Origin of the sequence: Streptomyces sp. NBC_00102 (assembly GCF_026343115.1) — a bacterium.
In the GTDB taxonomy this organism is placed as follows: Bacteria; Actinomycetota; Actinomycetes; order Streptomycetales; family Streptomycetaceae; genus Streptomyces.
The window spans coordinates 289,492-313,889 of the sequence record NZ_JAPEMC010000002.1; the positions used below are offsets into that span (position 1 = coordinate 289,492).

Annotated in this window: 20 protein-coding genes and 1 tRNA gene; 10 read left to right on the forward strand and 11 right to left on the reverse strand. The window is 72.4% G+C overall.

The window, feature by feature from the left end:
• Positions 1–76: 76 nt before the first annotated feature.
• Together OHA55_RS28820 and OHA55_RS28825 are read right to left on the reverse strand one after the other, a co-directional pair.
• Complete coding sequence (locus tag OHA55_RS28820; protein ID WP_266711810.1) at positions 77–1,171, reverse strand: dipeptidase; 1,095 nt, start codon at positions 1,169–1,171, stop codon at positions 77–79.
• Positions 1,168–2,571 carry an amidohydrolase family protein gene (locus OHA55_RS28825; RefSeq protein ID WP_266711812.1) on the reverse strand — a complete coding sequence of 468 codons (1,404 nt, stop codon included), beginning with the start codon at positions 2,569–2,571 and terminating at the stop codon, positions 1,168–1,170. Before OHA55_RS28825 ends, OHA55_RS28820 begins: the two co-directional genes overlap by 4 nt.
• Before the next feature lie 171 nt (positions 2,572–2,742).
• On the opposite strand from OHA55_RS28825, the gene OHA55_RS28830 reads away from it, so the two are divergent.
• Both OHA55_RS28830 and OHA55_RS28835 read left to right on the forward strand, forming a co-directional pair.
• Complete coding sequence (locus OHA55_RS28830) at positions 2,743–3,537, forward strand: IclR family transcriptional regulator (protein ID WP_266711814.1); 795 nt, start codon at positions 2,743–2,745, stop codon at positions 3,535–3,537.
• Positions 3,534–4,481, forward strand: a complete 948-nt coding sequence (locus tag OHA55_RS28835; protein WP_266711816.1) for an NAD(P)-binding domain-containing protein — start codon at positions 3,534–3,536, stop codon at positions 4,479–4,481. The genes OHA55_RS28830 and OHA55_RS28835 overlap by 4 nt, the downstream gene beginning before the upstream one ends.
• Before the next feature lie 39 nt (positions 4,482–4,520).
• Here the strand turns inward: OHA55_RS28835 and OHA55_RS28840 are convergent, their stop codons facing one another.
• Both OHA55_RS28840 and OHA55_RS28845 read right to left on the reverse strand, forming a co-directional pair.
• Positions 4,521–5,141 carry a DedA family protein gene (locus OHA55_RS28840; RefSeq protein WP_266711818.1) on the reverse strand — a complete coding sequence of 207 codons (621 nt, stop codon included), beginning with the start codon at positions 5,139–5,141 and terminating at the stop codon, positions 4,521–4,523.
• Positions 5,138–5,914 carry an MBL fold metallo-hydrolase gene (locus tag OHA55_RS28845; RefSeq protein WP_266711820.1) on the reverse strand — a complete coding sequence of 259 codons (777 nt, stop codon included), beginning with the start codon at positions 5,912–5,914 and terminating at the stop codon, positions 5,138–5,140. The genes OHA55_RS28840 and OHA55_RS28845 overlap by 4 nt, the downstream gene beginning before the upstream one ends.
• Positions 5,915–6,189: 275 nt before the next feature.
• Here OHA55_RS28845 and OHA55_RS28850 point away from each other — a divergent pair, with 275 nt between their 5' ends.
• Positions 6,190–8,418 carry a phage holin family protein gene (locus OHA55_RS28850; protein WP_266711822.1) on the forward strand — a complete coding sequence of 743 codons (2,229 nt, stop codon included), beginning with the start codon at positions 6,190–6,192 and terminating at the stop codon, positions 8,416–8,418.
• 21 nt (positions 8,419–8,439) lie between these two features.
• Here the strand turns inward: OHA55_RS28850 and OHA55_RS28855 are convergent, their stop codons facing one another.
• A complete protein-coding gene (locus OHA55_RS28855) occupies positions 8,440–9,492 on the reverse strand; it encodes a LacI family DNA-binding transcriptional regulator (protein ID WP_266711824.1) in 1,053 nt (350 codons plus the stop codon).
• Between the two features lie 121 nt (positions 9,493–9,613).
• Between OHA55_RS28855 and ligA the strand changes: the two genes are divergently transcribed.
• On the forward strand, positions 9,614–11,731 hold the full coding sequence (gene ligA, locus OHA55_RS28860) for an NAD-dependent DNA ligase LigA (RefSeq protein ID WP_266711826.1): 2,118 nt from the start codon (positions 9,614–9,616) through the stop codon (positions 11,729–11,731).
• Between the two features lie 59 nt (positions 11,732–11,790).
• Here ligA and OHA55_RS28865 read toward each other — a convergent pair whose 3' ends face one another.
• Positions 11,791–12,348 carry a GNAT family N-acetyltransferase gene (locus OHA55_RS28865; protein ID WP_266711828.1) on the reverse strand — a complete coding sequence of 186 codons (558 nt, stop codon included), beginning with the start codon at positions 12,346–12,348 and terminating at the stop codon, positions 11,791–11,793.
• Between the two features lie 338 nt (positions 12,349–12,686).
• On the opposite strand from OHA55_RS28865, the gene OHA55_RS28870 reads away from it, so the two are divergent.
• Entirely contained in the window at positions 12,687–12,992 is a 306-nt protein-coding gene (locus OHA55_RS28870) for a 4a-hydroxytetrahydrobiopterin dehydratase (RefSeq protein WP_266711830.1), read from the forward strand.
• A 104-nt stretch (positions 12,993–13,096) separates the two neighbouring features.
• Here the strand turns inward: OHA55_RS28870 and OHA55_RS28875 are convergent, their stop codons facing one another.
• The 3 genes from OHA55_RS28875 to OHA55_RS28885 all read right to left on the reverse strand — a co-directional run bounded on the left by OHA55_RS28875 (position 13,097) and on the right by OHA55_RS28885 (position 17,357).
• The gene (locus tag OHA55_RS28875) at positions 13,097–13,924 is read right to left on the reverse strand and encodes an aldo/keto reductase (protein WP_266711832.1); all 828 of its coding nucleotides are present in this window, start codon (positions 13,922–13,924) and stop codon (positions 13,097–13,099) included.
• 195 nt (positions 13,925–14,119) lie between these two features.
• A complete protein-coding gene (locus OHA55_RS28880; protein WP_266711834.1) occupies positions 14,120–15,922 on the reverse strand; it encodes a long-chain fatty acid--CoA ligase in 1,803 nt (600 codons plus the stop codon).
• A 514-nt stretch (positions 15,923–16,436) separates the two neighbouring features.
• Complete coding sequence (locus OHA55_RS28885; protein WP_266712471.1) at positions 16,437–17,357, reverse strand: LysR substrate-binding domain-containing protein; 921 nt, start codon at positions 17,355–17,357, stop codon at positions 16,437–16,439.
• Between the two features lie 111 nt (positions 17,358–17,468).
• Here OHA55_RS28885 and OHA55_RS28890 point away from each other — a divergent pair, with 111 nt between their 5' ends.
• Positions 17,469–18,506, forward strand: a complete 1,038-nt coding sequence (locus tag OHA55_RS28890) for a bile acid:sodium symporter family protein (protein ID WP_266711836.1) — start codon at positions 17,469–17,471, stop codon at positions 18,504–18,506.
• A gap of 183 nt (positions 18,507–18,689) precedes the next feature.
• On the opposite strand, the gene fdhD is transcribed toward OHA55_RS28890, so the two are convergent.
• Positions 18,690–19,538 carry a formate dehydrogenase accessory sulfurtransferase FdhD gene (gene fdhD / locus OHA55_RS28895; protein WP_266711838.1) on the reverse strand — a complete coding sequence of 283 codons (849 nt, stop codon included), beginning with the start codon at positions 19,536–19,538 and terminating at the stop codon, positions 18,690–18,692.
• Positions 19,539–19,910: 372 nt separating this feature from the next.
• On the opposite strand from fdhD, the gene OHA55_RS28900 reads away from it, so the two are divergent.
• Together OHA55_RS28900 and OHA55_RS28905 are read left to right on the forward strand one after the other, a co-directional pair.
• Entirely contained in the window at positions 19,911–20,861 is a 951-nt protein-coding gene (locus OHA55_RS28900) for a beta-ketoacyl-ACP synthase III (RefSeq protein WP_266711841.1), read from the forward strand.
• A gap of 113 nt (positions 20,862–20,974) precedes the next feature.
• On the forward strand, positions 20,975–21,652 hold the full coding sequence (locus OHA55_RS28905) for a GntR family transcriptional regulator (RefSeq protein ID WP_266711843.1): 678 nt from the start codon (positions 20,975–20,977) through the stop codon (positions 21,650–21,652).
• A gap of 88 nt (positions 21,653–21,740) precedes the next feature.
• Here the strand turns inward: OHA55_RS28905 and OHA55_RS28910 are convergent, their stop codons facing one another.
• Positions 21,741–23,111, reverse strand: a complete 1,371-nt coding sequence (locus OHA55_RS28910; RefSeq protein ID WP_266711845.1) for a DUF2254 domain-containing protein — start codon at positions 23,109–23,111, stop codon at positions 21,741–21,743.
• A 198-nt stretch (positions 23,112–23,309) separates the two neighbouring features.
• Here OHA55_RS28910 and OHA55_RS28915 point away from each other — a divergent pair.
• Together OHA55_RS28915 and OHA55_RS28920 are read left to right on the forward strand one after the other, a co-directional pair.
• Positions 23,310–23,397 (forward strand) — tRNA-Leu (locus OHA55_RS28915).
• 650 nt (positions 23,398–24,047) lie between these two features.
• On the forward strand, positions 24,048–24,392 hold the full coding sequence (locus OHA55_RS28920) for a hypothetical protein (RefSeq protein WP_266711847.1): 345 nt from the start codon (positions 24,048–24,050) through the stop codon (positions 24,390–24,392).
• The last annotated feature ends 6 nt before the right edge of the window (positions 24,393–24,398 follow it).

The window sequence follows — 24,398 nt, forward strand, 5'->3', positions numbered from 1 at the left end:
GAGCCGGCACCGGCGTACGGCTGAGAGTCGCCCGGCCCGGCGCACGGCTGACAGTCGGCCGGTCCGGGGCCGAGCGTCAGCCCCAGACGCGTTCCGCGTAGTCGGCGAAGTTCCGGCCGAGGATCTTCTCGATGCGCCCGGAGCCGTAACCGCGCTTCTCCAGCAGCCGGATCAGCTCGCGGAACTGATCCACACCGCGCAGGTCGACCACGAACGGATAGGTGTCGGCCCGCTCGCCCGCGGCGCCGACGCCCGCCGCCTGGCGTTCGGCCACGTGCGCCGCGAGGGTGGCGGCGTAGGCGTCCAGGTCGTCGATGGCGGTGACCGGGCCGTCGGTGCCTATGCCGACGGCGTCCTCGCCGCAGACGTTCACGGCGTGCGCGATGTGTTCGACCACGTCGGCGGCCGTGGCGTGCCCGGTGGGGTTGAGGAAGGGCATGAAGTAGATGCCGACGAAGCCTCCGCGGCCGGCAACCAGCCGCAGTTCCTCGTCGGTCTTGTTGCGCGGCAGGTCGGTGACCGCCCGGCAGCCCGTGTGGTTGATCGACACCGGGCGGGTGGAGATCCGGGCCGCCTCCAGACAGGTGTTCTCGCCACTGTGCGACAGATCCACCATCATGCGGCTCTCGCCGGCCGCCTCGACCACCTCGCGGCCGAACGGCGTCAGCCCCCGGTTCTCGGGCGCCATCGACCCGTCGCCCAGATGGTTCGCCTGGTTGTACGTCAACTGGAAGACCCGTACGCCGCGCTGCTGGAAGGTGGCGATGCGCCCGAGGTCGTCGCCGACGGCCACGCCGTTCTGGAAGCCGTAGATCACCCCGATCCGGCCCTCGTCCTTCGCCCGGTGGAGGTCGGACGCGGTACGCACGTGCAGCAGGTCGTCCGGGTGGGCGGCTATCAGGCCGTCCCACACGTCGAGTTCGTGCAGGGTGTGTTCGTACGGAGGCATGTCGCCCATCACGTACCCGAGGGTGATGTTGACGGCGTTCACCCCGGACGCGTGCGCGTCGGCGATGGCCCGTGCGTCGATGGCCAGTTCGTCGATGGTCTGCAGCAACTGGCCCGCTCCCTCGGCGGCTTCGGGCGCGTTGGGGTTCTGCAGCTCACCCAGGGCGTTGACCACGAGCATGTCGTGGACGGAGATCGCGGGGGTACCGGGCGTGGTGGTCATCGGCCGTTCGTGCCTTCCGGGTTCGGGGTCGTGCCGGTCGTGCCGGTCGGGGCGGTCGCTTCGGTCGCGTCGGCGGGTTTCTCGGCCGTCGTGCCTTGCGGGATGAACTCCTGGCGTTCCAGGCGCAGTCCGCGCTTCACCACCGTGGTGACGGTGCGCAGATTGCGGATGTCCGCCAGTGGATCGGCCTCCAGCACGACGAAGTTGGCGAGCTTGCCCTCGGCGACCGTCCCCATGGAGTCCTCGGCGCCCATGCTGCGGGCCCCCACCAGGGTGGCCGAACGGATGGCCTGTGCGGCCGGGATGCCGCACCGCTCCACCAGGAAGACCAGCTCGTCGTGGACCGACGGGAAGGGCTGTCCGGGGGCGGTCTCCCAGTCGGTGCCGGTGCTGATCTCGACGCCGGCCCGGAACGCCTGCGCCGTGAGAGCTGCCGAGAGTTCCGCGTTGTCCCGGGCCCGGGCCTTCTCCTCGGGGGTGTCCGCGTCGTCGGCGAGCCAGTCCCAGAGCGTGTTCGTGGCGTCGAGCACGGTGCCCCGCTCCCGCATCCGCGCGAACAGCGCCGCCATCTCGGGGTCGTCACCGGCCAGGAAGCGGTCCCGGTCCACCGGCGGCTTGTCCTTGTACGTGGTCAGCGCGCGCCCGGCGAACTCGTGCACCAGCAGGTGGACGTGGGAGACCGAGTCCACCCCCGCCTCCACCACCTCGGCCGGGGAGGCGGGGAAGACCGCCGCGTGCGCCCAGACGCCCAGCCCCTGCCGGTGCGCCTCGGCGGTGATCGCCGAAACCAGGTGACCCGGCAGGTCCGCGTAGATCTTGACCGCGGTGGCGTACGTACCGGCGGAGCGGGCGACGGCCAGGGGCAGGTCGGTCTCCTCGGTGATGGCCTGCATCCACGGCACCTGGCCCGGCACCGCACCCTGCGAGACCTGCCAGGTGCGCGGGTCGTCGAAGAACCCGGGCCCGGCGGTCAGCGCCGCGTAGTGGATGTCGGGTCCGGGGATCTCCCCGACGAGCGTCCCGCGCGCCAGATCGGCGATGTGCCGCAGGTCGTCGGCCATGTCGCGGATCGCCGTCACGCCACCGTAGACCTGCCGGCGCAACGCGGCCTCGGCCACCGGGCGGTTGGGCGGGGTGGCGATGTGCTGGTGGGAGTCGATCAGCCCGGGCACCACGAACGCGCCCTGCAGGTCGACGACTTCGGCCTCCGCGAGGAGGGCGACGGAGATGTCGCCGTCCGGCGCGACCGTCCGGATGCGGTCACCGTCCACCACGATCGAGGTGGACGGACGCGCGGCGCCGCCCGTGCCGTCGATCAGCGTGGCCCCCCGGTACAGCACCACGGTCCCCTTCGCCGGGGCGGCGAAGGGGGCGGGAGCGCCGACATCCTCGTGAGCCATCGGGTCACACCTCTCCGTCATTGCCGCACCAGCGGCCTGGTGAATTACAACTGTTGTCATGCTGGTTCCGTCTGTGGAAACATACGCTACCGTCCTTACTCCCGTGATCGGCAAGGGTTTGCCCTGAGGAATCCCGGGAGCAGTCGAGTTGAGGAGAGGTGTGGGACGGGGATGCCCAAGTCCGCCAGTTCGGCCGTCGACAAGGCGCTGGACCTCGTGGAAGCGGTCTCGCGGTCGGCACGTCCGCTCCGGCTGAGCGAGATCGCCGACGAGGTCGGACTGCACCGGCCGACCGCCTACCGGATCCTCGCCGACCTGGTCCGACGCGGCTGGGTGCTGCGCTCCGGGGACCACTACCTGCCGGGCGCCGCCGCGCTCCGGCTCTCGCGCACCGCCGCCGCCAACTCCCTCGTGACGCTGGCCCGTCCGGTCCTCGAAGCGCTCGCCACCCGTACCGGCATGATGGTCAACCTCCAAGTGCTGGAGCACGACCGCTCGCGGGTGCTCGACGCGGTCCGGCCCGCCCGGCTGGAGATGATCAGCCTGCTCACCGACCGGACGCTGCCCGTGCACCGGTTCGCCGGGCCGCTGGCCCTGGTCGCCGCCCTGCCGCCCGACGCACGCGCCCCCTATCTGCGGCCCGCCGCGGAGGCCGGACACCCGATGCAGGGCCCCGACGGGCTCCTCGACGACCTGGCCACGGCAGAGCGCACCGGATTCGCGGTGGAGCGCGGACGCAACGAGGCGCTCGTCGCCTCCGTCGGCCGCGCCGTGCTCGCGGGCCCGGGCCGGCCGCTCTGCGCGCTCACCGTGGTCGGACCCGACGCGGAGTTCGACGAGCCGTCACTGACCGCATTGCGCACCGCGCTGCTGGACGCCACCGCGGACGTCGCGGAGCTCCTGGGCGTGGACCCGGGCACGGCGGCAAGAACCGGAGAGCGAACGGACGAGGGAGAGAACGCATGACGAACGACGTGCTCGTACTGGACGCGGCCGGGACCCGCGCCGGGCTCGACCCGGACCGGCTGGCCGAGGCGCTCGCCCACGCCCTCGTCGCGGTGGCCCGGGGAGAGGTGTCCGCGCCGCCGAGGATCGCCGCCGAGGCACCGGCAGGCCTGCTCGGCGTGATGCCCGCGCACGTCCCCGGCCTCGGCCTCGCCGCCAAACTGGTCTCCGTCTTCGCCGATCCCGCCGCCCCCGGGCGCAGCTCCCACCGGGGCGTGGTGGCCCTCTTCGACGAGAAGGACGGCCGGCCGCTGGCGGTCATGGACGCCGAGAGCATCACCGCCGTACGCACCGCCGCCACCGCGACCCTCGCCCTGCGCACGCTGGCCGGCCCGGGAGTGAACCGGATCGCCGTGCTGGGCACCGGCGTGCAGGCGGCGGCCCAGCTCGACCTGCTCGCCCGCCAGGACCCGGACACCCCTGTCGTGGTCGGCGGCCGGAACCCGGAGCGCGCCCGGGCCCTCGCGGCCCGGCACCCGCGCGCCACGGCCGACACCGTCGAGGGCGCCGTACGGGGCTCCGGAGCCGTGCTCTGCTGCACCGGTGCGCGTGAGCCGGTGATCCGCCGTTCCTGGCTGGCCGAAGGGGCCCACGTCGGCTCGGTCGGCGGCTCCCACGGACCGGAGCTGGACGCGCCCACCGTGGACGAGGGCGCGCTCTTCGTCGAGTGGGCCGGAGCGGCCACCGCCCCGCTGCCCGCCGGCGCCCACGAACTCCAGGGCCTGGCTCCCGGCCGGGCCACCCTCCTCGGCGAGGTCCTGGCCGGCGGCCACCCGGGCCGCCGCGACGCCGCCGAGCTGACCGTCTTCAAGTCCACCGGTCACGCCGCGCTCGACGTGGCCGCGGCAGCCGTCGCGTACGCCGGGGCCCGGGAGGCGGGGCGGGGCATGAGCCTCGCGTTCTGAGAAGCCCGCGCGGTCCCTCCCGGCGCCCTGCGGCCCGTCTCAGTGCCCGAACCGTGCCCGCAGCCCGCGCCACCCGGCGGGCACACCGCTGATCAGCAGCGTCAGCGCCACGGCGGCCACCACGCCCTGCCACGGCTCGGGGAAGAGCGATCCGCCCAGGATGCCGATCAGCTGATAGGTGGCCGCCCACGCCAGGCAGGCCGGAACGTCGCCCCGGGCGAACCGGTGCAGCGGCATCTCGCCCAGCAGGCACGCCAGCATCACCGGTATCCGGCCGGCCGGAACCAGCCGCGACAGCACCAGCACCATCACCCCGTGCTCGTCCAGCTTGTGCTGCGCCTGCGCCAGCCGCTCCGGGGCGGCCCGGTCGGTGATGACCTTCAGCCACTTCGAGCCGTTCTTCGACCGGACCCCGCGCTTGCCGAGCCAGTACAGGCAGATGTCACCGAGGAAGGCCGCCGTCGCGGCCGTCAGGAAGACGAACAACAGGGAGAAAGGCGAGGACTGGTGGAACGCCACCACGCCCGCCGAACTCACCAGCGCCCCCGTCGGCACCACCGGCACCAGGGAGCCCAGCACCACCAGCGTGAAGAGCGTCGGATACCCGACGGCCTGCTGGGTCCCCTCGGTCGGCAGACGCGCCAGCTGGTCCATGATCACCGGCGGACCTCCGGCAGGACCCGCTCGCCGTGGGCCGGCAGATGGACCGCGACCTCGGGCGCCAGCAGCGCCGCCTGCCGTACGAACTCGGAGCCCGGGGAGTGGAACTCGTGCGGGCGGACCCCGTCCATCCCGATCGGCCAGTACGTGCCCCAGTGCACCGGCACCGCCGAACGCGGAGCGAGCCGGGCCAGGACCTCGGCCGCCCGGGCCGCGTCGAGATGGCCGGGGCCCAGATGGGGCCCCCAGCCGCCCACCGGCAGCAGCGCCACGTCGACCGGACCCACTTCCTTCGCCATCTCCTCGAACAGGCCGGTGTCCCCGGCGAAGTACGTGCGCGCCTCGCCCTCCACCACGTAACCGAGCGCCCGCACCCGCTGCGGGCCGACCGGGAGGCGCCTGCCGTCGTGTTCGGCCGGTACCGCGCGTACGGTCACCGAGCCGATCCGCACCGAGTCGCCGGGCGCCACCTCGGTGATCCGCAGCTCCCGCATCCGCCGCACCACCCGCAGCCCGGGCACCGAGCGGACCGTGCCGTCCGGCACGATCAGCCGGGTGCCGGGGGCGACCCTGGCCAGCGACGGCAGGTGCAGATGGTCGGAGTGGAGATGGGAGACGAGCACCGCGTCGGCCAGCGCCGCGGACGGCGGCGGCACCGCGCCGGCGCGGCGGCGCAGGTGCGCGAACCGGCGGACGAAGAGCGGGTCGGTCAGCACCCGCACGCCGGAGTCCTCGATCGTGCAGGTGGCATGCCCCCACCAGGTGACCTCCACCGGCGTCCCGCCTCCTCTTCGCGTCCGTCCCCGGTACATCGTCCCGCGGCTGCGGCCAGGCCTTTCGCGTGCCGGAAGGCCGGTACGAGCCTATGCCTCCCGCAACGGCCGCCGACCGGGGGTCTGCCCCCTCCCGCGGGGCGTACACCTGTGCCCGCGGACCGGACCGCCAAGCACCCCAGGAGCCTGTGCGAAGCTGGTGGGCGGGCCCAGGAGGGTTGTCCCGGGCACGCCCCGGACCGACCGGCCCCGGACGTACGGAAAGGCGGAGCGGCGTGGGAGCCGGGCGATGGCGCAGGGCGGGCAGTGCCCTGCTGCGGGTGGCGGCCGTATGGGCGGTCTCCACCCTGACGATGCTCGCCCTCGCGGGAGCCCTCCCCGACTTCCAGCTCCAGTCCGACGACGGCGACACCGTCACCAAGACCGCGTTCACCGCCGCCTGGGGAGCCGGCGCCTTCGGACTGCTCTCCGCCCTCGTCTGGCCCGTCCTGGTCCGCGCCCTCCTCGTGGTCCCCGCGCTGGTCCTCGGCGCGCTGGTCTTCTTCCTCAACGGCTCCCTGCTGCTCGTGGCCCTCTGGATGATCCCCGACGGACGCGGCACCGCGAACCCGGAGACCGCCGTGGCCGTCGCCGCGGTGATGTCCGCCGTGGCCTCCGCGACCTCCACCGCCCTCGCGGTCCGGGACGACGACGCCTACCGGCGGCGGCTCTCCCGCCTCGCCGACCGGCGGCGCAAGCGCCTCCCCGGCGACGAGGAGGACGACCGGAGCGGACCGCCCGGCACGGTCTTCATCCAGCTCGACGGGGTCGGCCACGACGTCCTGACCAAGGCCGCCTCCGGCGGGCTGATGCCCACCGTGGCCGGCTGGCTCGCCGACCCCGAAGGGCACCGGCTCACCCCCTGGCGAACCGACTGGTCCAGCCAGACCGGCGCCAGCCAGCTCGCCCTGCTGCACGGCTCCAACCACGACGTACCGGCCTTCCGGTGGTACGAGAAGGAGACCGGCACCGTGATGGTCTCCAGCCGCCCCGCCAGCGCCCTCGAACTCCAGCGACGGGCCGTCGCACGCACCCACGACGCCGGACTGCTCTCCCTCGACGGCGCCAGCCGCGGCAACCTCTTCAGCGGGGGAGCCGACCAGCTCGCCCTGGTCCTCTCCATGGCCGGCCGGTTCGGCAAGGGCCGCAGATCCCGCGCGGGCTACTTCGCCTACTTCTCCGACCCGGCCAACGCCGTCCGCACCGCGCTCTCCTTCGTCGCCGAGGTCGGCCGGGAGATAGGCCAGTCCACCCGGTCGAGGCTCCGCAAGGAGACCCCGAGGATCAAGCGCGGCGGGCTCTACCCCTTCATACGGGCCTTCGCCACCGTCGTCGAACGCGACGTCGTGGTCTCCGCCGTCATCGGCGACATGTTCGCCGGACGGACCGCCGTCTACGCCGACCTCGTCGCCTACGACGAAGTGGCCCACCACTCGGGGCCGTACAGCCGCGACGCCGACAAGGTCCTCGCCCGGCTCGACCGCTCCCTCGCCCTCATCACCAAGATCACCGACCACACCCCGCGCGCCTACCGGATCGTGCTCCTCTCCGACCACGGCCAGAGCTCCGGGGAGACCTTCGCCGGACGGTACGGGCTGACCCTGAAGGACCTCGTACGGGCGGGCTGCGGCCTCCCGGTGCCCCGGCGCGCACAGCGCACCCTCAGCGCCTCCGAGGCCCGTGACGCGGTGCGCATCGCGCTCCACCGGCCCGTGCAGGAGAGGGAAGCCGAGCCCGCCGCCTCCACCGCCTCGGACCCGGTGGTCCTCGCCTCCGGGAACCTCGGCCTGATCTCGTTCCCCGGCATCGAGGGCCGCGCCTCCCGCGAGGAACTCGACCGCCGCCACCCCGCCCTGCTCAGGACCCTGGCGAACCACCCCGGGATCGGCTTCCTGCTGGTCCGCAGCGAGGAGCACGGTTCGGTCGTCCTCGGACCCGGCGGGGCCGAGGTGCCGGTGGCCGGGCTGCGGGACGACGAGGGACCGCTCGCCGGGTTCGGTCCGGGCGCGGCCGACGCGGTACGCCGCACCGACACCTTCCCGCACGTCGCCGACGTGATGGTCAACTCCATGTACGACCCCGCGACGGGTCGGGTGCACGCCTTCGAGGAGCAGATCGGCTCGCACGGCGGGCTCGGCGGCCCGCAGTCACACCCCTTCCTGCTCTGGCCGCGCGGGATGACCGACCCGCTCGACGTGCTCGCCGCCGAAGCCACCGGGTCCGGCACACCGGGACGGCCCACGCCGGTCACGCCACCGCACACCGGCCCGGTCGGGGCCGAGGCGGTCCACCGGGTGCTCAGACGCTGGCTGCGCGAGCCCTTGGGACCACAAGTGCCGCTGCGCCCCGAGGGCTTCGCCGGCGCCCCGTACGCCGACCTGCCCCTCCCCGGCGCGCGGGAGGAAACGGCCCGGCCGACCGCCGGCGCCGCAGGCCCGGAGACCGACGGCGGCACGCGCGGCTGACGACGGCGCGGACGGCCGCCCTCAGGCCGATTCCCGGCCCACCAGCACCGAGGGGAAGACGACGGAGGGCGCGGGCCCCTCGGAGGTGCGTATCTGCCGCAGCAGCAGCCGGGCCATCTCGGCCGCCATCTCCTCCACCGGCTGGCGCACCGTCGTCAGCGGCGGATCGCACGCCAGCGCCGCGCTGCTGTCGTCGAACCCCACCACCGCGACGTCGGACGGCACGTCGAGGCCCGCCCGCAGCAGCACCGGCAGCGCGCCCAGCGCCATCAGGTCCGAAGCGACGAACACCCCGTCCAGGTCCGGGCGGTCGCCCAGCAGCCGCTTCATCGCCGACGCCCCGCCCGCGTGCGTGAAGTCGCCCTCGGCGCTCGGCACATCGGTGATCCCGTGCGCCGCGAGCGCCTCCAGGAACCCGCTCAGCCGCGCCCGGCCCGCGGGCCTGTCCTGCGGACCCGCGACCGTCACCAGCCTCCTGCGCCCCAAGGCCACCAGATGGTCCGCCGCCAGACCCGCACCGGCGTGCTGATCGGCCTCCACGTGCGTGAGCGGGGTGGGCTGCGCCGGAGCGCTCGCCAGCACGGCGGGCAGCCGGGTCTCCTGGAGCAGCGCGGGCAACGGGTCGTCGGCGTGCGAGGAGATCAGCACCACCCCGTCGACGTGCCCCTGCCGCAGGTACGACAGCAACTGCCCCCGGGACACCGCGTCGTCCGCCAGCATCAGCACCATCTGGATACCCGCCGGGCGCAACACGTCCAGCAGACCGGTGACGACCCGCCCGAAGTGCGGATCGGAGAACATCCGCCCGACGAACGGCTCGGCCACCGTGCGGCGTTCGCGCTCCGAGACCACCAGCGCGATCGAGTCGGTGCGCCGGGTCACCAGCGAACGCGCCGCGCGGTTCGGTACGTACCCCGTGGCGACGACCGCCTCCTCGACGACCTGGCGCAGCGCCGGATCGACCGTGGTCGCACCGTTGATCACCCGGGAGACGGTGGCGCGGGAGACACCGGCCACCGCGGCGACGTCCTCCAGGGTCGCGGGACGCGGGGGAGGTGACACATCGGCAGTCATGCAGCATTTATACCGGGACCGGGTGGGGCCCGGCCCGGGCGCCCGCAACCAGAGGTGATCTTGGGGCCGGTGGACCGGTCGCAACCGTCCGCGACGGCCATTGTCAGTGGTCGGCGGCAGGATGGTGGCCATGACGAACTCAGCCGTCGCGCTCGCCGACGCCACCGCCTACGCCGCCGCCGTCGAGGAGGCCACCCGCGCCGCCGCCGCGTATTACGCCACCGGGGAGAGCGCGCTCGACGACGACGCGTACGACCGGCTGGCGCGCGCAATCGCCGCGTACGAGGCGGCACATCCCGAGGACGTGCTGGCCGACTCGCCCACCGGCAAGGTCGCGGGCGGCGCGGCGGTCGGGGACGTCCCCCACACCGTCCCGATGCTCTCGCTGGACAACGTCTTCTCCGGCGAGCAGTTCGCGACCTGGACCGCCTCGCTGGAGCGCCGCATCGGCAGACCCGTCGAGGCGTGGAGCGTCGAGCCCAAGCTCGACGGCCTCGCCGTCGCCGCCCGTTACCGCGCGGGCCGGCTGGAACAGCTCGTCACCCGCGGCGACGGCACGGCCGGCGAGGACGTGTCGCACGCCATCGGCACCGTACTCGGACTGCCCGAGGAGCTCGCCAGGCCGGTCACCATCGAGATGCGCGGCGAAATACTCATGACCACCGAGCAGTTCGAGCAGGCCAACACCGTCCGCACCGCCCATGGTGCCTCCCCCTTCGTCAACCCGCGCAACGGCGCGGCGGGCACCCTGCGCGCCAAGGACCGGCCCTACCGCGTGGAGATGACCTTCTTCGCGTACGGCGCGCTCCCGCTGCCGGACTCCGGCGACCTCGCGGAACTCCTGCACACGCTGCCGCACAGCGAGGTGCTCGGTCATGTCGCCGGCCTCGGCGTGCACACGGCCGCCGACACCCCCGTCGCCCCGCGCACCCTCGGGACGGTGGAGGAGGTACTCGCACGGGTCGAGGAGATCGGCGCGCTCCGGGCCTCGCTCGCCTTCGGCATCGACGGCATCGTCATCAAGGCGGACCACGCCGCCGACCAGCGGGACGCGGGCAACGGCACCCGTGCGCCGCGCTGGGCCATCGCCTACAAACTCCCCGCCGTGGAGAAGGTCACCCGGCTGCTCGCCGTCGAGTGGAACGTCGGCCGCACCGGCATCATCGCCCCGCGCGCCGTGCTCGAACCCGTGGAGATCGACGGCTCCACGGTCGGCTTCGCCACCCTGCACAACCCCGCCGACATCACCCGCCGCGACCTGCGCCTGGGCGACATGGTGATGGTCCACAAGGCGGGCGACATCATCCCGCGCGTGGAGGCGCCCGCCGTCCATCTGCGGACGGGCGAGGAGACGCCGATCGAGTTCCCCGACGTCTGCCCGCAGTGCGGCTCCGCGATCGACACGAGCGAGCAGCGCTGGCGGTGCGTCCGGGGCCGCGACTGCCGCCTCGTCGCCTCCCTCTCGTACGCCGCCGGCCGGGACCAGCTCGACATCGAGGGGCTGGGGGCCACCCGGGTCGTCCAGCTCGTCGAAGCGGGACTCGTCGCCGACCTCGCCGACCTCTTCACCCTGGACCGTGAGCGGTTGCTCGGCCTGGAGCGCATGGGGGAGACGTCCACGGACAACCTCCTCGCGGCCCTCGACACCGCCCGCTCCCGCCCGCTCTCCCGCGTCTTCTGCGCGCTCGGCATCCGAGGCACCGGCCGCTCCATGTCCCGCCGCATCGCCCGGTACTTCGCCACGATGGACCGGATCGTCGCCGCCGACGCCGAGACGCTCCAGCGGGTGGACGGCATCGGTACGGAGAAGGCATCGGCCGTCGTCGCCGAACTGACCGAACTGGCACCGCTGATCGAGAAACTGGTGAAGGCGGGCGTCAACATGACCGAGCCGGGCGCCACCCCGCCGCCGGAGCCCGGCGCGGACGAGCAGGCCGCCGACGGCGACGGGGTCGCAGCCGACGGTTCGTCCGAACTGCCCCTGGCCGGAATGACCGTGGTGGTCACCGGGGCGATGACCGGAGCGCTGGAGAAGCTCTCCCGCAACCAGATGAACGAACTCGTCGAGCGCGCGGGCGGAAAGTCCTCGTCCAGCGTCTCCGCACGCACCAGCCTGCTGGTCGCCGGGGAGAAGGCGGGCTCGAAGCGCACCAAGGCGGAGAGCCTGGGCATACGCGTCGCCACACCGGAGGAGTTCGCCGAACTCGTCGCCGGCCACCTCGAGGCGCAAGGGGGCTGAGGGAGGGCCGAGGCACGGGGTGGGGTGGGGCGGGCGGGCCCGCGGCCGCGGGTGTCGTCCTACCTCCCCGAGTCGCTCCACCGGGCCTCGCCGTCCGCCACCACGTCGGACGCGCGCAGCCCCAGCGCCCGCGCGATTCCCTCGGACGCACCGTGCCCCGGACGGATGTACGCGGCCAGCCCGCCCACCCCCTGGGCGCGCAGCCAGGACGCCATGGCGAGCGCGGCCTCACGTCCGTAGCCCGCGCCCTGGTGGTCCACCCCGACCACCCAGGCGACCGCCGCCTCGATCGCGTCGCCGGCCGGGGGCCCCTCGGCGGCGGGGCGACGGTCCAACGTGGCCTGGACCGTGCCGATCAGCAGCCCGTCCGACGTCCGGCGCGCCATCCAGTTCAGCCACCCCTGCGTGCCGTCCGGCGACCGTCCCGCCGACTGGCGCGCGTACCGGGCCTCCAGCTGCGCCAACGAGCGGGGGCTCCCGCCGGTCCATGTGTGGAGCCGGACGTCGTCGAAGACGGACACCGCCTCGGGCGCGTGGTCCGCGCGGAGGGGCTCCAGGGAGAGCCGAGGTGTCGTCAGGGGAGCAGCGGTAGGCCATGCGGGCGGTCGAGCGGTCATCGTGGCAACGTAGCGCGAATCGACGGCGCGGCGCGGCGCACCCGCAAGCGCGCGCGCATGCGCGCGAGGGAGCGTGCCGGGCGGTGAGGGCGTGTGCGGTGAGGGCGTGTGCGGTGAGGACGTGGGCCGGGCGGCGTGGGCCGGGCGGCGTGGGCCGGGCGGTGAGGACGTGTGCGGTGAGGACGTGGGCCGGGCGGTGAGTGTGTGTCGGGCGGGCCCTTCGGAGGCCGTCCGGCGGATCATGACCGCAGTCGGCGGGTGCCCCCCGGTACGGTGCCCGCCGGAGCGTGAGCCGGATTGCCGGACCGCGACCCGTACCGCCCGAGAAGGAGTCACGCATGCCCGCCGAACCGCTGACACCGGCCGAGATCGAGGAAGGCCTGGGCGAGCTGCCCGGCTGGGAGCACGAGGGGGACCGGCTGACCTGTGGCTACCGGCTTCCGTCCCACTTCGCGGCCGCCGCGTTCACCCTGCACGTCGCCCGGATCCAGGACGAGCTCAACCACCATTCGGATCTGACGCTCGGATACAACACCGTCTCCCTCGCCGTGCACACCCATGACGCGGGTGGCTCGGTCACCGCCAAGGACCTCGCGCTGGCCGCCCGGGTCGCGGCCGCCGCACCCGCGCACGGGGCCGAGTAGGACAGGCCCTCACGGCGCGGACACGCCGACGGCGTCCCACCGCCGGAGCGGAGGGACGCCGTCGGGCCGGACGCGCGGTTCGCGGGAGCGCGCGTCCGAAGAGGTCAGTTGAACTCGGCCGGGTTCGGGCCGAGGCGCTTGCCCTCGTCGAGCGCGGCGAAGGCGGCCAGGTCGTCCGCATCCAGCTCGAAGTCGAACACGTCGATGTTCTCGGCGATCCGCGACGGGGTCACGGACTTCGGGATGACGACGTTGCCGAGCTGGAGGTGCCAGCGCAGAACCACCTGGGCCGGCGTGCGGCCGTGCTTCTGGGCGACCGCGACGACGGTCGGGACCTCCAGGAGGCCCCGGCCGGAGCCGAGCGGGGACCATGCCTCGGTGGCGATGGAGTGCTTGGCGTGGACGGCGCGGGACTCGGCCTGCTGGAGCTGAGGGTGGAGCTCGATCTGGTTGATCACGGGGACCACCGAGGTCTCGCCGACGAGCCGCTCGATGTGCTCCGGCAGGAAGTTCGAAACGCCGATCGCCTTCGCCCGGCCGTCCGCGTAGAGCTTCTCGAAGGCCCGGTACGTGTCGACGTAGCGGTCCTTCTCGGGGGTCGGCCAGTGGATCAGGTACAGGTCGACGTAGTCCAGGCCCAGCTTGTCCAGGGAGTCGTCGAAGGCCTTCAGCGTGGCGTCGTAGCCCTGGGCGTCGTTCCACAGCTTCGTGGTGACGAAGAGCTCGTCGCGCGCCACACCGGAGGCGGCGATGGCCTTGCCCGTGCCCGACTCGTTCCCGTAGATCGCGGCGGTGTCGATGCTGCGGTATCCGGCTTCGATCGCCGTCACGACAGCGCGCTCCGCCTCGTCGTCCGGCACCTGCCAGACACCGAAACCGAGCTGCGGCATGTCGACGCCGTTGTTGAGGCTGAGGGAAGGGACCTTGCTCACGAGCGGTCGATCCTAACGTCGATGGTGATTACAGGGGAGAACAACGACCGGGGTGACCGATCCATTCCCGGATCGCCCCGCGTCCCCCGTACCGGTTCCCGGGACAGCCTCCCCCAACCGCTCCCCGTCACCACTTTCCGTGTCGTCGTCCGAGTCGTCCGAGTCGATCCGGTCCTGCGGCCCACCGGGGAGCGTTCAGCCGTAGAGGGCGTCCACCTCGACCGAGTACGCCGTCTCGATCGCCTTCCTTCGCAGCTTCAGCGACGGCGTGAGCAGTCCGCGCTCCTCGCTGAACCGGTGGGCCAGGATGCGGAACGTACGGATCGACTCCGCCTGGGAGACAGCGGTGTTGGCCGCCACCACCGCGCGCCGCACCTCCATCTCCAGGTCCGGGTCCCGGACGAGTTCGGCAGGCGGCAGCGGGCCCCGGCCCTGCATCGCGAGCCAGTGCTCCACGGCTTCCTGGTCCAGCGTCACCAGCGCCGCGATGTACGGGCGGTCGTTGCCGACCACGATGCACTGGGCGACGAGCGGATGCGCCCGTACCCGCTCCTCGAGACCGGCGGGGGAGACGCTCTTGCCGCCCGAGGTCACCAGGATCTCCTTCTTCCGCCCGGTGATCGTCAGGTAGCCGTCCTCGTCCAGCGCCCCGAGGTCGCCGGTGGCGAGCCAGCCGTCGTGCAGCACCGCGGCCGTCGCCTCCGGGTTGCCCAGGTACCCCGGGAACACCTGGCCTCCGTTCACCCACACCTCGCCGTCGTCGGCGATGTGCACGGTGGTGCCTGGGATGGGCTGGCCCACGGTTCCGTACTTGACCCGGCCGGGAGGGTTGCCGGTAGCGGCGGCGGTGGTCTCGGTGAGGCCGTACCCCTCGTATATCTCGATGCCCGCGCCGGCGAAGAACAGCCCCAGCCGGCGTTCCATGCCCGAGCCACCGGACATCGCGTGCCGCAGCCGGCCGCCCATCGCGTCGCGGAACTTCTTGTAGACGACCTTGTCGAAGAATTGGTGCTGCACGCGCAGGCCGGCCGAGGGGCCGGGGCCCGTGCCGAAGGTCCGCTGTTCCATCGCCTCCGCGTACCGGACGGCGACGTCGACGGCCTTGTCGAACGGCCCGACCCGCCCTTCCGCCTCGGCCCTGCGGCGGGCACCGTGGAAGAGCTTCTCGAATATGTAGGGGACGGCCAGGACGAACGTCGGCCGGAACGATTCCAGGTCCGGCATGAGCGCGCCGGCCGAGAGTTCGGGCTGATGGGCGAGCGTCACGCGGTTGCGCAGCGAAGCCACCTCCACCATCCGCCCGAAGACGTGGGCGAGAGGCAGGAAGAGCAGGGTGGACGGCTCGTCGCCCGGTCTGGAGCGGAAGACCGGTTCCCAGCGCTGGGCCATGGTGTCGGCTTCGAACATCAGGTTGGCGTGGGTGATCAGACATCCCTTGGGGCGCCCCGTCGTCCCCGAGGTGTACACGACGGTGGCCACCGAGTCGGGTGTCACCGCACGACGGTGGCGGTGCACCACCTCGTCGTCGATGCGGGTCCCGGCCTCCATCAGATCGGCCACCGCGTCGCCGTCGAGCTGCCACAGCCGCTTCAGCCGGGGCAGCCGGTCGATCACCGAGCCCACCGTCATGGCGTGGTCCTCGTGTTCCACCATGATCGCGGCGACCTCGGCGTCGTGCAGCATCCACAGGACCTGCTCGGCCGAGGACGTGGGGTAGACCGGCACGGACTGGGCACCCAGCGTCCACAGGGCGAAGTCGAAGAGCGTCCACTCGTAGCGTGTACGGGACATCAGGGCGACCCGGTCGCCGAACCGGATGCCGTGCGCCACCAGCCCCTTGGCCAGGGCCAGCACCTCGTCGCGGAAGGCCTCGGCGGTGACGTCCTGCCACTGCCCGTCCGGGTCCTTCCGGCCGAACGACACCCGTTGCGGATCATCGTGTGCCTGTTCGAAGACAGTGTCGGCGAGGCCCCCGACCGGACGTCGTGCGGCAGCCATGGGTGGGACGGTGAACTCGCGCAATGACCTGCTCCTTACGGCACTCCGCACAGCGCCGCGACGCTACCCCAACGAGAGGGCCCTTGGGAGGGGAAAAGGCCCGCCCGCCCGGGCCCCGCACGCCGGGCATACGTCGAAAACCGGCCAGATGGGCAAGGCTCGGGCGCACTTCTGACTCTGGAGTAATCACGTGCCGCCCTTTCTGCACAGAATCTGTACAGGGGGGAGGCCCGCGTTTTCCTCGTGGAGGGTGCGGGCCGCGGCCCGTCGGGACGGCTGCACGCCGGTTTCGGACGGTCTCGCGGGACGGCCGCGCGCCGGTTCGTACGGTCGCTGTGTGGCGGCCGGCCGGCTCGGCGGGGGTCGGTCGGCTCGGCCGGGTCGGTCGGCTCCGGCGAGAGGTGCCGGACGGCGACACCCCTCGGGCCGGTGACCCCGGTGACCCGGGACTCCGGCGGCACCGAGGGCCCGGGGCCGAGCCGGCACGGCCCGGCCGGGCGACGGGTCCGGCAGGTCAGGAGGCGGGTGAGGGGGCCCGGTCCGTCGTGTCGCCCGGTCCGCCGAAGCCCCGGTGCAGCCGGTCCCCGCCCGCGAGGATCGCGGCGGCCAAGGCGTCCGCCGCGTCCGGCGAGCCGTCCCGGCGGTGGCCGTGCAGCAGTACGAAGTCGACGTCGCCGAGGTCCGGCAGCCCGGCGCGCGCCGGCAGCTCCACCAGTCCGGGCGGGATGAGCCCCCGGGTGTGCGCCATCACGCCCAGCCCGGCGCGGGCCGCCGCGACCAGTCCGCTCAGGCTGGTGCTGGTGCACGCCAGCCGCCAGGACCGGCCGTGCCGTTCCAGCACCTCCAGCGCGCGGGCCCGGGTGATGCCGGGCGGCGGGAAGACGATCAGCGGCAGCGGCCGTTCCGGGTCGATCCGCAGCTGCGGCGCCCCGATCCAGGTCAGCGCGTCCCGTCCGACCAGCTCCCCGTGCGTGTCCCCGGTCCGCCGCTTGGCCAGCACCAGGTCCAGCCGGCCGGCGGCGAGGGACTGGTGGAGCGAGCCGGACAGCTCCACGGTCAGCTCCAGTTCGACCTCCGGGTGCTCCTTGCGGAAGCCCTCCAGGATCTCCGGCAGCCGGGTCAGCACGAAGTCCTCCGAGGCGCCGAAGCGCAGCCTCCCGCGCAGCCGGGTCCCGGCGAAGAAGGCGGAGGCCCGCTCGTGCGCCCGCAGGATCGTCCCGGCGAAACCGAGCATCGCCTCGCCGTCCTCCGTGAGGTCCACCCGGTGCGTGTCCCGCGTGAACAGCTGCCGGCCGGTGGCCTCCTCCAGTCGTCGTACGTGCTGGCTCACGGTGGACTGCCGGACGCCGAGCCGCCGGGCGGCCTGGGTGAAGCTCAGGGTCTGGGCGACCGCCAGGAAGGTGCGGAGCTGCGCGGGGTCGTACATGGAGGACAGGTTATCGCGATCCGCGATGACAGTGAGTTCGGTATGCGGGTTTCCCGATGGGGTGAGGCGGGAGCAGAATGGCGACTGTATACATTCGACCGTGAGACGAACGTGGAGCACATGAGCCCCCCCCGCACCCTGAGGCTGCCGTCCTGGCTGCCCGTCGACCCGTACATCCTGGCGCTCATCGGGACTGTCGTGGTCGCCGCGCTGTTCCCGGCATCGGGAACCGCCGCCGACGTGGCGGGCGACACCTCCACCGGCGCGGTCGCGTTCCTCTTCTTCCTCTACGGCTCCCGGCTCTCCACGGCCGAGGCGATGGACGGCCTGCGCCACTGGCGGCTCCACCTGACCGTGCTCTGCTCCACCTTCGTGGTCTTCCCGCTGCTGGGACTGGCGAGCAAGGGCCTGGTCCCCTTCGTGCTGAGCCCGCAGCTCCAGTCCGGGTTCCTCTTCCTCTGCCTGGTGCCGTCCACCATCCAGTCGTCCATCGCCTTCACCTCGATCGCGCGCGGAAACGTCCCTGCGGCGATCTGCGCGGGCTCCTTCTCCAGCATCGCCGGGATCGTGATCACCCCGCTGCTCGCGGCCCTGCTGCTCGGCGGCTCTGCCGGAGGCTTCTCCAGCGACTCCCTGGTGAAGATCGTCCTGCAACTGCTCGTGCCCTTCGTCGTGGGACAGCTGCTGCGCCGCTGGACCAGCGGATTCCTCGGCCGCCACAAGAAGATCCTGGGCTACGTCGACCGCGGCTCGATCCTGCTCGTCGTCTACACCGCGTTCAGCGAGGGCATGGTCGCCGGGATCTGGCACCAGGTGACCCCGCTGCGGCTCGTCGCGCTGCTGGCCGCCGAGGCGGTCCTGCTCGCCGTCATGCTCCTGATCACCTGGCAGGGGGCGAAGCGCCTCGGCTTCGACCGCGCCGACCGGATCGCCATCCAGTTCGCCGGATCGAAGAAGAGCCTGGCCTCCGGACTGCCAATGGCCAGCGTCCTCTTCGGCGCGCACGCGAGCCTCGCGGTCCTGCCGCTGATGCTCTTCCACCAGATGCAGCTGATGGTCTGCGCGGTCATCGCCAAGCGCCGCTCCCGCGACCCCGAGGAGCCGGAAGCGGTGGCACCCGGGGCTGCCGTCGGGAGTGCGGCCGCCGCCGCGGGCTGAGCGGACAGGCGCTGTACGGGCGGGCAGGGCCGCGGAGCATCGGGGCCCCGCCCGCCGTCCGCGTACGGGCCACTCCTCCCGGCGCTCTCAGCTCCCGGCGACCGGGGCCTCCCGCTTCCTCAGCTCCCGGCGACCGGGGCCTCCCGCTTCCTCAGCTCCCGGCGACCGGGGCCTCCCGCTTCCTCAGCTCCCGGTGACCCGGGCCTCCAGGGCGATCCGGTGCTCGCCCGCGTACACGTTCATCGACGGTCCCCGCAGGAAACCGACCAGGGTCAGTCCGCTCTCGGCCGCCAGGTCGACGGCGAGCGACGACGGCGCCGACACCGCGGCCAGTACCGGAATCCCCGCCATCACCGCCTTCTGCGCGAGCTCGAAGGAAGCCCGCCCCGACACCAGCAGGACCGACCGCGACAGCGGCAGCCGGTCCTCCGTCAGGGCCCGCCCGACCAGCTTGTCCACCGCGTTGTGCCGGCCGACGTCCTCCCGGACGTCCCAAAGCTCGCCCTCCTCGGAGAAGAGCGCGGCGGCGTGCAGCCCGCCGGTCCGGTCGAAGACGCGCTGCGCCGCGCGGAGCCGGTCGGGCAGGGCCGAGAGCAGCTCGGGCGTCACCCGTACCGGGGGCTCGTCGGAGACCGGATGCCGGGTCGTCGTCCGTACGGCGTCGAGGCTGGCCTTGCCGCAGAGACCGCAGGAGGACGTCGTGTACACATGGCGTTCGAGGGTGATGTCGGGGACGACCACGTCCGCCGCCAGCCGTACGTCAACCACGTTGTAGGTGTTGACCCCGTCGGCCGTCGCCCCCGCGCAGTAGACGATCGACCGGACCTCCGACCCGGCGCCGATGACGCCCTCGCTGACCAGGAACCCCGCCGCCAGCGCGAAATCGTCACCCGGAGTGCGCATGGTGATGGCGAGCGGCTTGCCGTTGAGACGGATCTCCAGCGGCTCCTCGGCGACGAGGGTGTCGGCGCGGCTCGTCACCGCCCCGTCCCGAATGCGGAGAGTGCGGCGTCGCTCGGTGACCCGTCCCATGGTTCAGACCCGATTCCTGTACGTGGGGAAGCCTCGCGGCCCTTACGGCGGGGGGCAACCGCCCCTCCCGGCCGTCGTGCGGCCGCGGTCGCCCTCAGGATCTCATTGTCCGCCCCACGGGCCGGGGGCCGCAGGGGCCCCGTTCCCGCAGCCAATGGTGACGTCCTGCGGTTCGTCGGCCCGGAACCGAATGTGACGGCCCGGCAGGAGGAAAGCGGGGCAATGCCGCCGCGATGCCGCCCGTCCGGAGCACGACTGTCGCCAAGGCTCCAACCCGAGGTCCGGTTTCCTGTCGGATCACGTGCCCCCGTACCGGACAGTAGCGACCAAGACTGGATGGTTCCTGCCATACGTAGCGAGGGGAACCCGTACATGACCGGCTCACGTGTCGTGGCGCTCGGCCACTACCAGCCCGCGAAGGTGCTGACCAACGACGACCTTGCCGCCATGGTCGACACCAGTGACGAGTGGATCACCAGCCGCGTCGGCATCAGAACCCGTCATGTGGGGGGCCCGGACGAACCGGTGGACGAGCTGGCCGCGCACGCCGCCGCCAAGGCTCTCGCGGCGGCCGGACTGCAGGCCTCCGAGATCGACCTCGTCCTCGTCGCGACCTCCACGGCCATCGACCGCTCGCCCAGCATGTCGGCGCGGGTCGCCGCACGGCTGGGCATGGGCTCCCCGGCGGTGATGGACATCAACGTGGTCTGCTCGGGCTTCACCCACGCGCTCGCCACCGCCGACCACGCGATCCGCGCCGGAGCGGCCACCCGCGCGCTGGTCATCGGCGCCGACAAGATGGGCGACATCGCCGACTGGACCGACCGCAGCACCTGCGTCCTGGTCGGCGACGGGGCGGGCGCCGCCGTGGTCGTCGCGGATCCGGAGGACACCGGCACGCCCGGGATCGGCCCGGTGCTGTGGGGCTCGGTGCCGGAGATGGGCAACGCCGTACGGATCGAGGGAACGCCGCCGCGCTTCGCCCAGGAGGGCCAGTCCGTCTACCGCTGGGCCACCACCCAGCTGCCGCCCATCGCGCGCAGCGTGTGCGAGAAGGCGGGGATCGCCCCCGAGGACCTGGCGGCGGTCGTCCTCCACCAGGCCAACCTCCGGATCATCGAACCGGTGGCCCGCAAGATCGGCGCCGTCAACGCGGTCGTCGCCCGGGACGTGGTGGACTCCGGGAACACCTCCGCGGCGTCCATCCCCATGGCGCTCTCCAAGCTGGTGGAGCGGGGTGAGATCGAGAGCGGCGCGCCGGTCCTGCTCTTCGGCTTCGGCGGCAACCTCTCCTACGCCGGCCAGGTCATCCGCTGCCCGTGAGACACCCGCCGTCCACGCGTCGTCCCCGTCCATGAGACAGCTGTGTGCGTGCGGATCTTGATCAGTAGACTGTAGACGATAAGCAATTACTCGCCGCCCGGAGGGGGAGCGCGATGTTGTTTGCAGGACTGCCGCAGGGGGCCGTGCCGAAGCTGGAGCGACCGGGCCCGTTGCGCGAACGCGTGTACGAGGCACTGCTCGAACTCATCACCGTCCGCGCTCTCCAGCCCGGTCAGCATCTGGTGGAGAGCGAGCTGGCCGGCCAGCTCGGCGTGTCCCGGCAGCCGGTGCGCGAGGCGCTCCAGCGGCTCAACACCGAGGGCTGGGTCGATCTGCGTCCCGCCCAGGGCGCGTTCGTGCACGAGCCGACCGAGGAGGAGGCCGACCAGCTGCTCTCGGTCCGCACCCTGCTGGAGGCCGAGGCCGGCCGGCTGGCGGCGGCCAACGCGGACGAGGACGGCGTCGCGGCGCTGGAGGCTCTCTGTGACCGGGGCGAGGCCGCGGTCGCGGAGGACGACGTCGACCTCGCGGTCGCACTGAACGCCGAATTCCACGCCAAGGTCATGGAGCTGGCCGGCAACGTCGTGCTGTCGGCCCTCGCGGCCCAGGTCGGGCGCCGGGTCCGCTGGTACTACACGCCGGTGGCCCGGCGCCGCGGGAAGCAGTCCTGGATCGAGCACCGTGAGCTGATCGCCGCCATCGCCACCCACGACGAGCGGCGCGCCATGGAGAACATGCGGGCGCACACGGAACACACCCGCCGGACGTACCACCAGCGCGAAAAGGGCTGACCGGCCGCGGCATCCCGGGGCGGGCCGACCGTCCCGGGCGGGGGCGGTGGCCGGTCAGCGTCGGCAGCAGTTCCGCATCGGCGGCCGGTCAGCCGATTCCCTTCCGGTCCGGAACCAGCGAGAACGTCCGCTCTGCGTGCTCCGGCGACGTCCGCTCCACCGCCAGGACCAGGAGCGCGCGGTGCCTGAGCAGCGGCGCCGCACGCTCCTGAGGCACGACCAGCAACAGATCGTCCAGGCCGGCCAGCACGCGCCTCGTGACCTGCGGTCCCGCCTCCGGCACACACCGCCTGACCTCCTCGAACGCCAGATCCACGAGATCCGCCCAGTCCGGCGTCTCCACCACCAGCCGCACCTCGCCCCGGTGGTCGCGATGGCGCACCGTACCGAGAGGCCGGTGCGCCAGAGCCGCCAGGAACTGCACCGTCCGGTCCAGGCACTGCACCGCGGTGGTCGGGTCGTTCACGGCGGCGGACAGGGCGTGCAGCGCGATGTCCGTGAGCTGCCGCAGACCGAACGACGGATCGCGCCGCAGCGTCCGCTCGACACCCACCGACACCGCGTCACCCGGTACGGTGCGCCCCGAACCGCCCCCGTCGCCCCCGGTGCCCCCGCCGTCCCCGCCGTGCACCGCCAGCAGAGGCATCCCGGGCACCACGAAGTCGCCCATCCGTGGAAGCAGTCGCAGGACCACCCCGCGCCGCCGCGCCACCCCCACGAGCCGTACCGCGTCCACGTCCCGCAGCACCCCCGCCCGGCCTCCGTACGGCACCCTCCCGGACTCCGCCGGCAGAGGCAGAGGCAGCGGTGCCTGGCCGGGCGCCGTGGTGGCCTCCTCCCGGTGCTCCTCCTTCGGCTGGTGATCCAGCGCGCGCAGCGAGTCGTGGACGATCCGGTCGACGACCGGGCCGACCTGGAGCAGCCGCAGGGTGGACGACACGTAGGTGATGAAGAGCAGCAGACTCAGGGCGACCATGGCCAGGGTCAGCAGGCTCTGCAGCACCGGCACCGAGGTCAGTCGCGCGACCTCGGTCTCGCTCTCGTACGAGGTGAGGACCAGCAACGAGAAGACGAAGGTCGCCAGGAACACCGTCAGGGTGAGCTTGGTGATCCGGCTCCGTACGAAGATCCGCACGATGCGTGGCGTCAGCTGCCCGCTCGCCATCTGGACCGCCACCAGCGAGATGCTGAAGACGACACCGATGAAGGTCATCATCGCCGCGCTGACGGTGGTCACGACCGTACGGGCGTCGTTGGCGAAGGAGGCCAGATCGCCCAGCTCCCGGTACGCCTTGTCGACCCGCAGATGCGTGACGATGGCCGAATCCAGCGTGGAGACCCCCCACCAGAGCATGAAGGCGCCCACGAGCCCCGCGGCCGGAGCGAACCAGAACGTGTCCCGCAGATGCTCGCGCAGGTCCGAGAGGGCGAAAGGGCGCAGGTGGTACCGGACATTCATGACCGCGAAGGTAGCCCGCACGACGGTGGGCACACGGGCGGTGACACACCGTACGGATGCGCGCCCAATGGTCCCCGAATCGCCCCCCCGGACCATCCAGCACCTCACTGACCACGGGAAACATGGTGATCGAGGGCCCAAACCCCTGGTATTGTTTTCTTTGTCGCCGCGGGGAACACCGCGAACGACAGACACCTTGTCCGGGTGGCGGAATGGCAGACGCGCTAGCTTGAGGTGCTAGTGCCCTTTATCGGGCGTGGGGGTTCAAGTCCCCCCTCGGACACCATGGTCAACCGACCAGACAGAGCCGGTCGAAGCGAGAGTGTGTCGCTTCGACCGGCTCTGTCGTTGTGTCCGGCGTGGGGAGGTCCGCTGCCATCCGCGTGCCCGGCAGCAGTGACGCCTGGGACGGCGGCAGATCGGCCGGGCCGTGAATCCGAGCTGGTCCGCCTGCGGGGCGGTTGCCGGGCGCGGGGTGCCGGGGAGTTGCGGGGAAGCGGCTGGCCATCACGAATCGTCGGGGCCGGGTGGTCATGGTGCATCGGGAAGACCCGCGGCAGGGCGAGAAGCGGTGCGCCGCGACGGTGTCCATGCCGCTGTTGCGTCCGAGGCCGCGGGAGCGAGCCGTGAAGGGTGCCGACAGGGATGGGCAGGGATGGGCCTCGCGGAACGCCATGAAACAGCAGTTGTGCCGCACGTCTGAGATCTCGCCCCACTGTGGGCTCACTGTCTTGCACGCGGAGGGGGGCGGGACCGGGATCGCCCTCGCGGCCAAGGACCCGCGAACGGCTGAAGGTGCTCCGGTCCTCGTGGAAGGCGAATGGGTTTTCCTGACGACGACCCCGCCGGCTCAGAGGTTCGCAGCAGCTATGAGCGGCCGAGAACTTCGTCGGCTGGAAATCCGGCGCTGGATTGGTTGGGTGAGGCATGAAGAGAATGTCTGAAGACGAGTACTGCCTCCACGTCAACGCCCGGGAAGGGGCGCTGCTGTGGATGATACTCGCCGATCGTGCACAAAGTGAGGACGAAGGCGATTGGATTCAATATGTTCCAGTCTTCGCCAAACTGATCGAGTGCTGGTCGCGTAAGGGATTTGTGCGGCTTTTCCGAGGTACTGAATTCCCGGTTGACGCCAGTGGCGAAGAGGTCCCCATCGGAAAAATATCTGACCTGCTCGGAAGGGCGAGCAGTTGGGCCTATGTGGAGGAACATCAACCAGCAATCTGCGTCGTGCTGGGGGACCGTGATCTCGTGGAGCTGGAGGAAGGTATGTGTGACTGACTCCGC

What these genes read in the sequence shown, in the direction of transcription:
- OHA55_RS28820 (WP_266711810.1), bottom strand. Translation starts at nt 1,171, where the DNA reads ATGACCACCACGCCCGGTACCCCCGCGATCTCCGTCCACGACATGCTC.
- OHA55_RS28825 (WP_266711812.1), bottom strand. Translation starts at nt 2,571, where the DNA reads ATGGCTCACGAGGATGTCGGCGCTCCCGCCCCCTTCGCCGCCCCGGCG.
- OHA55_RS28830 (WP_266711814.1), top strand. Translation starts at nt 2,743, where the DNA reads ATGCCCAAGTCCGCCAGTTCGGCCGTCGACAAGGCGCTGGACCTCGTG.
- OHA55_RS28835 (WP_266711816.1), top strand. Translation starts at nt 3,534, where the DNA reads ATGACGAACGACGTGCTCGTACTGGACGCGGCCGGGACCCGCGCCGGG.
- OHA55_RS28855 (WP_266711824.1), bottom strand. Translation starts at nt 9,492, where the DNA reads ATGACTGCCGATGTGTCACCTCCCCCGCGTCCCGCGACCCTGGAGGAC.
- ligA (WP_266711826.1), top strand. Translation starts at nt 9,614, where the DNA reads ATGGTGGCCATGACGAACTCAGCCGTCGCGCTCGCCGACGCCACCGCC.
- OHA55_RS28865 (WP_266711828.1), bottom strand. Translation starts at nt 12,348, where the DNA reads ATGACCGCTCGACCGCCCGCATGGCCTACCGCTGCTCCCCTGACGACA.
- OHA55_RS28870 (WP_266711830.1), top strand. Translation starts at nt 12,687, where the DNA reads ATGCCCGCCGAACCGCTGACACCGGCCGAGATCGAGGAAGGCCTGGGC.
- OHA55_RS28880 (WP_266711834.1), bottom strand. Translation starts at nt 15,922, where the DNA reads ATGGCTGCCGCACGACGTCCGGTCGGGGGCCTCGCCGACACTGTCTTC.
- OHA55_RS28890 (WP_266711836.1), top strand. Translation starts at nt 17,469, where the DNA reads ATGAGCCCCCCCCGCACCCTGAGGCTGCCGTCCTGGCTGCCCGTCGAC.
- fdhD (WP_266711838.1), bottom strand. Translation starts at nt 19,538, where the DNA reads ATGGGACGGGTCACCGAGCGACGCCGCACTCTCCGCATTCGGGACGGG.
- OHA55_RS28900 (WP_266711841.1), top strand. Translation starts at nt 19,911, where the DNA reads ATGACCGGCTCACGTGTCGTGGCGCTCGGCCACTACCAGCCCGCGAAG.
- OHA55_RS28905 (WP_266711843.1), top strand. Translation starts at nt 20,975, where the DNA reads ATGTTGTTTGCAGGACTGCCGCAGGGGGCCGTGCCGAAGCTGGAGCGA.
- OHA55_RS28910 (WP_266711845.1), bottom strand. Translation starts at nt 23,111, where the DNA reads ATGAATGTCCGGTACCACCTGCGCCCTTTCGCCCTCTCGGACCTGCGC.
- OHA55_RS28920 (WP_266711847.1), top strand. Translation starts at nt 24,048, where the DNA reads ATGTCTGAAGACGAGTACTGCCTCCACGTCAACGCCCGGGAAGGGGCG.